At 59.8% G+C, this 9,142-nt stretch carries 10 protein-coding genes, 1 tRNA gene and 2 pseudogenes; 6 read left to right on the top strand and 7 right to left on the bottom strand.

From position 1 onward, the window contains the following. From ACOI1H_RS04490 to ACOI1H_RS04480, 3 genes and pseudogenes are all read left to right on the top strand, one after another. Positions 1 to 137, top strand: a pseudogene (locus ACOI1H_RS04490) (IS256 family transposase); the annotation flags it as partial. 141 nt (positions 138 to 278) lie between these two features. Continuing rightward, positions 279 to 845: an alpha/beta fold hydrolase gene (locus tag ACOI1H_RS04485; RefSeq protein ID WP_422435529.1), complete on the top strand. Its 567-nt coding sequence runs from the start codon at positions 279 to 281 to the stop codon at positions 843 to 845. Next, a complete protein-coding gene (locus ACOI1H_RS04480; RefSeq protein ID WP_422435521.1) occupies positions 731 to 1,048 on the top strand; it encodes an alpha/beta fold hydrolase in 318 nt (105 codons plus the stop codon). The genes ACOI1H_RS04485 and ACOI1H_RS04480 overlap by 115 nt, the downstream gene beginning before the upstream one ends. Here ACOI1H_RS04480 and ACOI1H_RS04475 read toward each other — a convergent pair. Further along, positions 944 to 1,222: pseudogene (locus ACOI1H_RS04475) on the bottom strand (hypothetical protein); the annotation flags it as partial. The gene ACOI1H_RS04480 and the pseudogene ACOI1H_RS04475 sit on opposite strands and share 105 nt — an antisense overlap. Before the next feature lie 163 nt (positions 1,223 to 1,385). Between ACOI1H_RS04475 and ACOI1H_RS04470 the strand changes: the two are divergent. Beyond that, positions 1,386 to 1,637: a hypothetical protein gene (locus ACOI1H_RS04470; RefSeq protein ID WP_422435520.1), complete on the top strand. Its 252-nt coding sequence runs from the start codon at positions 1,386 to 1,388 to the stop codon at positions 1,635 to 1,637. 24 nt (positions 1,638 to 1,661) lie between these two features. On the opposite strand, the gene ACOI1H_RS04465 is transcribed toward ACOI1H_RS04470, so the two are convergent. Then, entirely contained in the window at positions 1,662 to 1,841 is a 180-nt protein-coding gene (locus ACOI1H_RS04465) for a phage integrase central domain-containing protein (RefSeq protein WP_422435528.1), read from the bottom strand. Between the two features lie 98 nt (positions 1,842 to 1,939). Here ACOI1H_RS04465 and ACOI1H_RS04460 point away from each other — a divergent pair, with 98 nt between their 5' ends. Beyond that, positions 1,940 to 2,278, top strand: coding sequence for a hypothetical protein (locus ACOI1H_RS04460; RefSeq protein WP_422435519.1), 339 nt, complete (start codon positions 1,940 to 1,942; stop codon positions 2,276 to 2,278). A gap of 109 nt (positions 2,279 to 2,387) precedes the next feature. Next, positions 2,388 to 2,876: a hypothetical protein gene (locus tag ACOI1H_RS04455; protein ID WP_422435518.1), complete on the top strand. Its 489-nt coding sequence runs from the start codon at positions 2,388 to 2,390 to the stop codon at positions 2,874 to 2,876. 280 nt (positions 2,877 to 3,156) lie between these two features. On the opposite strand, the gene ACOI1H_RS04450 is transcribed toward ACOI1H_RS04455, so the two are convergent. The 5 genes from ACOI1H_RS04450 to ACOI1H_RS04430 all read right to left on the bottom strand — a co-directional run bounded on the left by ACOI1H_RS04450 (position 3,157) and on the right by ACOI1H_RS04430 (position 8,977). Continuing rightward, positions 3,157 to 5,352 carry a DUF6538 domain-containing protein gene (locus tag ACOI1H_RS04450; protein WP_422435527.1) on the bottom strand — a complete coding sequence of 732 codons (2,196 nt, stop codon included), beginning with the start codon at positions 5,350 to 5,352 and terminating at the stop codon, positions 3,157 to 3,159. Between the two features lie 87 nt (positions 5,353 to 5,439). Continuing rightward, a tRNA-Gln gene (locus ACOI1H_RS04445) sits at positions 5,440 to 5,514 on the bottom strand. Between the two features lie 352 nt (positions 5,515 to 5,866). After that, positions 5,867 to 6,700, bottom strand: a complete 834-nt coding sequence (kdsA, locus tag ACOI1H_RS04440; protein ID WP_422435517.1) for a 3-deoxy-8-phosphooctulonate synthase — start codon at positions 6,698 to 6,700, stop codon at positions 5,867 to 5,869. Continuing rightward, the gene (locus ACOI1H_RS04435; protein ID WP_422435516.1) at positions 6,700 to 8,340 is read right to left on the bottom strand and encodes a capsule biosynthesis protein; all 1,641 of its coding nucleotides are present in this window, start codon (positions 8,338 to 8,340) and stop codon (positions 6,700 to 6,702) included. The genes kdsA and ACOI1H_RS04435 overlap by 1 nt, the downstream gene beginning before the upstream one ends. Continuing rightward, positions 8,318 to 8,977: an ABC transporter ATP-binding protein gene (locus ACOI1H_RS04430; protein ID WP_422435515.1), complete on the bottom strand. Its 660-nt coding sequence runs from the start codon at positions 8,975 to 8,977 to the stop codon at positions 8,318 to 8,320. Before ACOI1H_RS04430 ends, ACOI1H_RS04435 begins: the two co-directional genes overlap by 23 nt. Between the last annotated feature and the right edge of the window lie 165 nt (positions 8,978 to 9,142).

The raw sequence follows: 9,142 nt of genomic DNA, 5'->3' as shown, positions 1-9,142 counted from the left end.
TCTTCACCCTCATTCAGGCAGCATCGAAAAAATGGCTGCGCCTCAAGGGCAGAAATCAGTTGCCAAAGGTTATCGAAGGAATCAAATTCAACGACGGTGTCGAAGTGACCAACGACACCGAAAACCGCGCCGCCTGATGATGCGCGTCACCCAAATTCAAGCATAGCTCCCTCCAACGCAACACGGGCCTTGAAAGCCGCGTCATGGTTCCTGCGTTTCGACATATTCTGATCTCCTCGAATTGGGGATCAGCAGACCTCAGATCGTAGCTTCCGTCACTGTCCGATTTTCGGGGGGTAGCTCAGACTTATGTCGAGATCGGGCCGGCGGAGGGGCAGCCGGTCCTGCTGCTCCATGGCTACACCGACAATTCCCGAAGCTGGTCGCTGCTTGCACCACATCTCGGCGAGCGCCGGATGATCGCACTCGACCTTCGCGGACATGGTTCGAGCGATGCCCCGGCATGCTGCTACGGCATCGACACGTTTGCGCATGATGTCAGCGGCTTTATAGATGCACTCGAAATCCCAGTCGCGGATGTGGTAGGCCACTCGCTTGGGTCCGATATTGCGGCAACGCTCGCGGCCTATTACCCGAAGAAGGTCGACGAGCTGGTGCTGATCTCCACCGCTACCGCGACGCAAGAGGAGGCTGCCGACTGGCTCTGGGACAACGTGCCCGGCCTGCGGCGCCCGATCAATCCAGACAGCCAGTTCATGCTGGACTGGTATTGGAACCCAAACCCCGTCGACGAGGACTTCCTGGCGCGGCAGCGCGCCGAGAGTGCGGCGACCCCCGAGGCGACATGGATGGGTGTGCTCCGCGCCCTCACGCTGACGGACTGAGCCAGATGGCCAAGCGCATCGAGGCACCCACGCTCGTCCTCTGGGGCGACCAGGACGGCTCCTTCAGTGCTGCCAGCCAAGAGCACATCCGGCAACTCCTACCAGAGGCCGAACACGAGACCTACGAGGGTTATGGACATAACATGTTCTGGGAGGTGCCGGAGGAGGTCGGAACCGCCATCAGTAATTTCCTCGACAAGTAGGCGCTTTTGGCTCCGGTCCCTGAGCGCTACTTCCTTTAGTGGATAAGTGAGCGTTGTGGCGTGCCAAAGACCTTCACGAGGCATCTCGTCGTTCAACTCAAGGATGTTAACGTGGTGGGTCAGCCGGTTGAGGAGAACGCCGGTTAGGCGCTTGGTGCCGAAGGTTTCAGTCCATCTTTGTTCGCAAGCTACACGCAAGGCCGCGAAAGTGCAACGATTCAAGCGGTTCCCGGTTGGTTATCTGGCAGCAACGATATTTATCTGAACTTTTCGTCCGTGAGTTCGGAAAGAGCAACAAGTGGTTCCTACGACCTCAAGCCATGAACAGGAATCCAATATGAAACGCTCTCCGATTCAACACATTCTTGACGATGTCGTGCGGCTGAAACGCGACGCTTGGGGCAACCCTCGCTTCTTCATTCCCGCCGTCCATATGCCAATCGGTCCGGGTGCGCAGGCTGGGAACGATATTGGCCTATACAAGTATCGCGGGTTCAATCTCGGACGCGGTTTTGTCATCCAGTCATGCGACCTTGAAAACGATCTTATCAGAGTGTTGGGCGTGCTTGGCGTAAATGTTATGAAGTAGTTGTCGACCTTGTCCCGAGGTGACCTATCGCTCTGTTTGGTCATTCGCCCAATCGAAGACGACCTTCATTCTTTGAAGCACGCGCCGCGCTGTCTCGTGCTTGTCCAGCCAGATTGTTGGCTGAAGGACTTCGACGATGCCCTGCGCTGCAATCTCATCGATTGACCTATAGCCAATCTTGGGAAATGCGTTGTTTTGAAGGATTGCGGGATTGGAAAGACGTCTTATTAATTAATGAAATAATTCGCTTCGCTACTGGTCAATATGGCCAAGCTTCCCTTGGAAATAAGTAGGCATGAAGCATGAAAAAAATTGACCAACGTTGCGAGCACCTGGGTTGGGCCGAGGTCGCCCTGCAAACAGCTAACCCCGACCTACCGGCCTTGCAAATCTCGGCGCAGGCGCATTACGGCTCGTCCGACTGCGTGGCCTTCGTGGACGTCTATGGTGTCGATCACGATCGCATCCGACGTCGACAGATTCGCTCCGAAGCAAGCGACCTTCTACGGCAGCTCGGATACCGCGTCGAAATCGAACCGGGCCGCGACATCTGCGATCTTGAGCCGATAAGGCCCGGTTCCGCACATGACCGGATACACATGCTAAAGCTTTTGCGAAGTGTCTGCGGTCAGAACACATAAAACGGAATTTGGCGTTTTTCTACTTCGTCATCCAGAAGGGTGGCCAATATTGAGTTTAGACGCAAAAAGGTAGTGTGAACAGCAAGCATCGAGACCTCGCAATCCCCACTTGACGGCCGCGGCGGCAATCATTGTCGCATTTTCCGACGCGGCCATCGGGCGCAACGCCCCGGACACACTGCTTTGGAGGTTCAACATGAACTCGATTATTGTCACCCATTTCACAGTCCCTGAAGACAGCACGGACGCGCTCTACATCGGGATTCATCGCCTCAGTGCCTGGATGGACGCCGAGATGGAGACGCTCGGCACCGTGCTGGCGCAATCCAGCCGGCATTCGGCCTCTGCCGCGCTTAATGACCTGGCGCAATTGCATCTCGAACCCGACGCCGGATCTGCGGAGTTGCGAGAGATGCTGGAGCATGCGCAGGCCGCTTTGGACTATATCCTGAGGGAGCTGCTGCACGTCTCTTGCCGGCAGGGCACGGTCTCGGCATGGGGTTTGCCAGGCCGCGATGCCTTCGACACGCACGTGCGGTGGTCAGCGGCGAGGCTGAGGGACATCGATGCGACGATCCGGTTCAGTCTCAAAGCCTGACATGAAGCCGGTGTTCGGGCGATGCCCGAGCACCGGCTTTTATTGAACTTCAAATGTAGAGAATAAATTACGGCGAGATGCAATCGCGGAAGCTCGACCGACCTGCGGTTCAATCCGATTAGGTGAATTTCTGTCTGTCTTTCCAAGCCGAGGGCTAAAACCAGGCAGGGCGGGATCTCACTAATGTGAGACCCCGCCCTTTTCTTTGTCCAGCGAGATAATTTCCTCCGGTCAAATCACGCGAACCGATGCAGTCTCAAGCACGCGCCAATACTGAAACTCATCCGAGTGCGTGAAAATGTTCCACTGCGGCCCGTTTGAGAGGATGACGCGGATAGATGAGGGGGTGTTCGCCGACAATTTTGCGAAAGAGCCCGGCGGCAACCTGTTCAGCCTTTCTTGCCGCCTGACCGACACAGTCCAGGGTCCGACGGTCGAATGTGAACAGTGTCTCGTCTGTCCCATTTTGGGTGACACAGATCACGTCGGCCTCGCCACTCTCGCTGAGAGTCACTTCGACTGCGAAGCTCTCGGTCGGTGCCAGCGAACAACCTTTGATCACGGGGTGCCCATGCTTTTCGCAGTAGCCGATGTCGAGGCCGAAATCGGCCTTGTCCACGGCGGTTTTCAGCTTACGCGTGTTATGAGCCGTGTAGTGAAGATTGATGATGCTTCCTGACTTGTGGCCGGCAAGCGCCTGGCGCTCGCCGTCATCGACATCAGCTGCCCGTAGCATCGAGCTGAGCGTCTTGCGCAGGGCATAGAAATCCTCGTCAAAGTCAGCCAGGTCGAGGTGCGACCGGATGATTTTGAATGCTTTCCCAAAAGCTTCGCTGATTTTCCCCGTTGTGGTCCGGCGCGCGATTTCAGGGAACAACAGAGGGCTATGGCTGTCATCGAGCGATTTGATCCATTCGACGAAACCGAGGTCGATCAGCATCTGCGGGATTGGGACGATACGTTCCGCGTCGGCGGTCTTGCCCGTTGCATCAGGGTCGCGGCCCAAGGCAAGGCAGTGCACGCCATTGCGCAAGCGGAGCCCCTTCCGCTTGAGAAGCAAAATCTCCTCGATCCTGCTGCCGATCGTCAGAAGGATCAGGGGGACCCAATAGAATGCGTCACGAATGATCAAATGGCCCGGCAGCCATCGACGATACGGCGATGCGCAGCCGGCATAGATGGGTGATGTCAGAAGCTTTGCCAGCCGCTCTTCTGTCCACGGCATGCGGATCTTGCGCTGCGTCACGCGGACGTAAAGCGGATCGTCAGGAGCTGCGGCGATGAGCGCCCGCTCCATGTCTTTGTAGGAAATAGCAATCGGCACGTCCTTGCATCCAAGGTTTGCGGCTGCTTTGAACAGCCTGTTCAGGCCATCGCGGTTCCGGCGCAGAGTGGCCATGGTCAAGCGCGGTTGAAGCTTCTCGACCAAGAGCGCGCGTTTCTCAAGATCGGAGATGCCTTCCAGGTCACGAATTTCTTCCATGACGGCTTCATCGAGGGCATCTGCAATATCGATCTCGGTTTGCTTGTCCATTTGCTGTGTTTCTTTAACAAGGCGGCCTTCTTTGCGTGCCTTCTCTGTGTGCCGGTTCTTGCCGTGGCTGCGACCTTGGGTCTTTGGCAGTTTGGCCATCCAAGCAAAGAACTTCTCTTGCTTGGGTTCGGTGATCGTCGAAATGGGGACATCGCCGAAAAAAGCCAATGCGACGTTGGCGATGGCGTCGATATTCCCTTTCATGCTTTTAGTCGGGTGACGTTGAAGCGCTCGTGCCGACGCATCCGAGAGGCGGATAGGGCGGCTTTCGACAAAGGCGTCAACCTCCAGATCAGACAGGCGGGCGACGAGTGGTGCGGCCAGGGAGCGGGCATCGCTTCCATCGACGGCAGCGGCTTCGACATCTTTCAGGTCCCGAAAAAGCTCGATGGCGCGCCGCCCCAGATTGACGGGAATGGCGTCCGGCAGATCGATCCCAAGGGCTTGTGCCGCGGACCGGAGTTGCGGCTCGACGGCACTGTAATCGTTGCGTCGCGCGCTCTGCTTCAGTTCGACATTCTCACGTTCCAAGGTAGCGATGCGGAGTTCGATCGAGACCTCTTCCAGGGCGAGACCGGCATCCTGCTCGGACAGGATGCGCGCAAGTTCGCAACGCAGCGCATCCGAGAGCAGGAGCGTGATTTCTTCGGCGGGTGCGTTCTGAAGGATCGGGTTTGTCATGATGTTTTTCTCTTCGCTTTCCAAGACTGCGAGGAGATGCGCCGCGCGGCTCATCGCCTCGGGCAGTAGAGGCGTTCGAAGGGACAGACACAGAAACGATCGGCCGCATTTTTCTGAGATGACCTTGGGTAAACGCTTTCGGAAATAGAAGACCGCCCCTCTTTTTTGGAGGTATGGCCCCGCCGGGCGAGACCGACGGCAGCGATGCGGAGAGAGGATTTTGGGACGGGTGTCACACGCGTGTGTCACACTTTGTGTCATACCCGGAGCAGGGTGTGACACATGGATTTCCGGTCGACACTTGTCGACCCTATTTTCTTGGGGTTTTGGGTTTTTTGAGATCATGGCTGGCTGGGGTGGTAGGATTCGAACCTACGGTACACGGTACCAAAAACCGATGCCTTACCGCTTGGCTACACCCCATCAGCGACGCGGTGGATACGACATGCGCCACGGGCCTTCAAGCCCCTCGAGGCGCTTTTTTCGCTCTTCACGCGCAATGCTCGCCGGAGCCTGTTCGCGGCCGGATCGGGCCGCACCGCCGCAGGGCTGACATTGCGATGATGCGTCCCACCTTGGAAACAGGCGCAGAAAATCGCGTGAGCGTGAAATGGTCGCGCATCTGCTCTTCACAACGGCAACTGCCGGACGGGACGACGCTGTGGGACCACGGCCCACGGTGCCCGGCCTCGCACGCGTTTGTCTGCTCGGGCGCGGCAAAGCCTCTGCGGGATTGCGCTGTCAGGGCACGCGCAGACCCCTAACGCGCCGTCCGTCAGACCCGGAGCGGATCGGCCTTTGCCAAGGCGTCGAATTGCATGAGTGACCGCACAAGTGCGTCCATGCGGTCCAGAGGGATCATGTTCGGGCCGTCGGACGGAGCGGTATCGGGGGCCTCATGCGTCTCGATGAAGACGGCGGCGATACCGATGCTGACGGCGCAGCGCGCCATGACCGGCGCGAATTCGCGCTGCCCGCCGGACGAGCCGCCCTGGCCGCCGGGCTGCTGCACCGAATGGGTCGCATCCATGACGACAGGGTAGCCGGTGCGGGCCATCGTGGGCAGGCTGCGCATGTCGGCGACCAGCGTGTTGTATCCGAAGGACGACCCGCGTTCCGTCAGCAGGATGCGCCGGTTGCCGGTGCTTTCGATCTTGTCGATGACGTTGGGCATGTCCCAGGGGGCCAGGAACTGGCCCTTTTTGACGTTGATCGCGGCCCCCGTTTCACCGGCGGCAATCAGAAGGTCGGTCTGGCGGCACAGAAATGCGGGGATTTGCAGCACGTCCACCACCTGCGCCACGGCGGCGCACTGGTCGATGCCGTGGATGTCGGTCAGCACGGGGCAGCCGATGCTGTCCTTGACGCCTTGCAGCACCTTCAGACCCTCGTCCATGCCAAGACCGCGCTTGCCCGAAAGCGAGGTGCGGTTGGCCTTGTCATAGCTGCCCTTGAAGATGAACTGCGCGCCTGCCGCGCGGCAGACCTCGGCCATCCGGCTGGCGATCATCTGCGCGTGGTCACTGCTTTCCAGCTGGCAAGGCCCGGCGATGACCAGCAGAGGCCGGTCGTTTCCGACCGTGAGGTCGCCGATTTGAACGTCATGCATCAGTTGGTAACCTGTTCGCGAAGGACGGAGGCGGTGATCGAGATCATCAGGTAGATGCCCGAAAAGATCAGGAACGCCAAGATCGAGTTCTCGAACGCCTTGGGGTAGGTCGCCTCGTCCGGGGCGACGGGTTCGACGCCCAGCGACAGGTAACGGACTTGGCGATTCGCCTCGATCCGGGCAGTTTCCATCTGGGTCAGCGCCTGCTGCGCCAACATGGTCTGAAAGGTGTAGTTTTCTTCGGCGAGGCGCAGTTCGGTGTTGCGCGATGCAAGCGACGTGCCCGTCGTCGCGGTATTCGTCATCTGGTCCCGCAGGTCGGCGATCAGGCCTTCGATGCTCGCGATCTGGGCGCGCAGGGCATTGACTTGCGCTTCGTTCGGACGGCGCACGTTCAGGCGTTCCTGCAAGGCAAGCGTCAGCTGTTGCCGGTCGCTTTCCAGCGCCGAAATCTGCTGGGTGCGCGCCTGGGTCTCACCGATTGGATCGATCTGCTGCACGTCTTCCTGCAGCTTCAGCCATGCGGCCAGCGCATCGGTGCGCTTGGCCTCTGCGGATTCGTAGCTGGCGCGCGCGCCGGCCATCTGGTCTTCGCGCAGGCGCTGCGTCAACTGGTCGACCTGATCCTCGGCATAGCCGATCAGCGCCTCCGAAAACGTCTGACTGGCCTCGGGCGAGGGGGCGATGACATCCATCTTCAGGATGCCCTCGGTCGGGTCGTAGCTGATCTTCACCCGCTCCCGGTAGATGTCGAAGGCCTCCTCGTTGCTGCCATCGGCACTCAGTCGCTGGATCGGGTCGATGGACGGATCGCTGAACGTGGCCTTGAAGCCATGATCCTCGTCCAGACGCGCCATTGCGGCACGTGACGACAGGTAGGACTGCACGGTGATGCTGTCCTGTTGCGTCGCCATCGAGGTGCCCTGGAACAGCCCGCCAAGCCCGCCCGCGGTCGAGGCGGGTTCGGCCTGCTGGATGACGAATTCGGAGGTGGTGGCATACATCGGCGTGGCGATGTTGTAGAAATACCAGATGACCATCAGTGTGGGCAGCAGCACGAAGATCGCCAGCCGCGACAGCATGAGAGCGGTCCGGCGGCGCCGGCGGCGACCCAGATCGCGCTGGATCTTCATGATCTCAGACAGGTGGCGGTCTGCGGGGTTCGCAAATTCGGTGGACGGCAGGTTGTCCGGTTGCGGGGACAGGGTCTGCGGCAGTTGCACGCGGGATGTCGGCATCCCCGGCATCGCACCAAGGGCGGACCCCGGTGCGCGGGTGCCCCCGGTCGAGGCGCCGTCCGGGGCCACAAGTTCCAGCACGGTGGACCGCTGAAACGGGTCTATCCCGGCCAGCCGCAATTGCCGCACGGCATCGAAGTCCGACGTGACCGCCATGCCATTCTTCTGCGCGACGCGGCGGGCCATGCGCAACTGGCGGCCCGTCAACCCTTCACGCCGGATCGCGTCGATGTCGGCACTCGGCGCATCGGTCGGGGCGTCCTCCGTCGGAACGGGCGGTTGCAGGACGAGGGGTGCATTTTCCATGCCGCCTGCGCGCGGTCCGTCCTGCGCCGCCTCGGGAGCAAAGTCCGCCCCCGGCCTGCGGATGCGGAACTTCTTAGCTGTGGGCTTCGTAGTCATAAAGCTGCTTGGCCTCTTCCAGAGTGTCGAACATGTGCAGTTTGCCATGGCGCAGCACGGCGGCGGAACGGGCGAAGCGTTCCAGCGTCTGCGGCTGGTGCGACACGATGATCACGGTCGTCTTTTCCAGCCGTTCGCGCAGGATTTCACCGGCCTTGCGGTTGAATTCGGCATCGGTGGTGGACGGCATGCCTTCGTCGATCAGGTAGATGTCGAATTCCAGCGCCAGCATCAGCGAAAACGTGAGGCGCGCGCGCATCCCCGACGAATAGGTGCCGACGGGCATGTCGAAATATTCGTTGATTCCGCAAAGCCAGCGGCAGAACGCCTCGATGTAGTCGGGGTCGAGCCCGTAGAGCCGCGCGATGTAGCGCACGTTCTCGCGCCCGGTGTGCCGGTTCGTCACTCCGCCCATGAAACCCAGTGGGAAAGAGATGCGGCAGCCGCGCGTGATCGTGCCTTCGTCTGGTTTTTCCAACCCCGCCATCATGTTGATCAAGGTCGTCTTGCCCGTGCCGTTCGGCGCGAGGATGCCGAGCGACCGGCCGAGTTCGACGCGGAAGGACACGCGGTCAAGGATCACCTTGCGCGTCTTGCCTGTCCAGAAGGACTTGCTGACTTCGTTGAATTCCAGCATCGCTTTGCTTGATCCGGCTGTCCTCGGGATGGCCCTTGATGACAACAATGGGTTAACCATTCGTCACGTCGCGCCTTGTTTTCATCGGTATGGCGCAGAATTCCAGCCAAAGACAGCCGGAAGTTCGGGGTGGCCGTGCTTTGCCGCGTGGTGATGCACCCTCAG

This window comes from Loktanella sp. DJP18, from assembly GCF_049310965.1.
In the GTDB taxonomy this organism is placed as follows: domain Bacteria; phylum Pseudomonadota; class Alphaproteobacteria; order Rhodobacterales; family Rhodobacteraceae; genus Loktanella.
This window is presented reverse-complemented; position numbering and strand designations above follow the sequence as displayed.

Bases quoted from the DNA above. Each gene is read 5' to 3' on its own strand.
- ACOI1H_RS04470 (WP_422435520.1), top strand. From the start codon at position 1,386: ATGAAACGCTCTCCGATTCAACACATTCTTGACGATGTCGTGCGGCTG.
- ACOI1H_RS04460 (WP_422435519.1), top strand. From the start codon at position 1,940: ATGAAAAAAATTGACCAACGTTGCGAGCACCTGGGTTGGGCCGAGGTC.
- ACOI1H_RS04450 (WP_422435527.1), bottom strand. From the start codon at position 5,352: ATGACACAAAGTGTGACACACGCGTGTGACACCCGTCCCAAAATCCTC.
- kdsA (WP_422435517.1), bottom strand. From the start codon at position 6,700: ATGCATGACGTTCAAATCGGCGACCTCACGGTCGGAAACGACCGGCCT.
- ACOI1H_RS04435 (WP_422435516.1), bottom strand. From the start codon at position 8,340: ATGACTACGAAGCCCACAGCTAAGAAGTTCCGCATCCGCAGGCCGGGG.
- ACOI1H_RS04430 (WP_422435515.1), bottom strand. From the start codon at position 8,977: ATGCTGGAATTCAACGAAGTCAGCAAGTCCTTCTGGACAGGCAAGACG.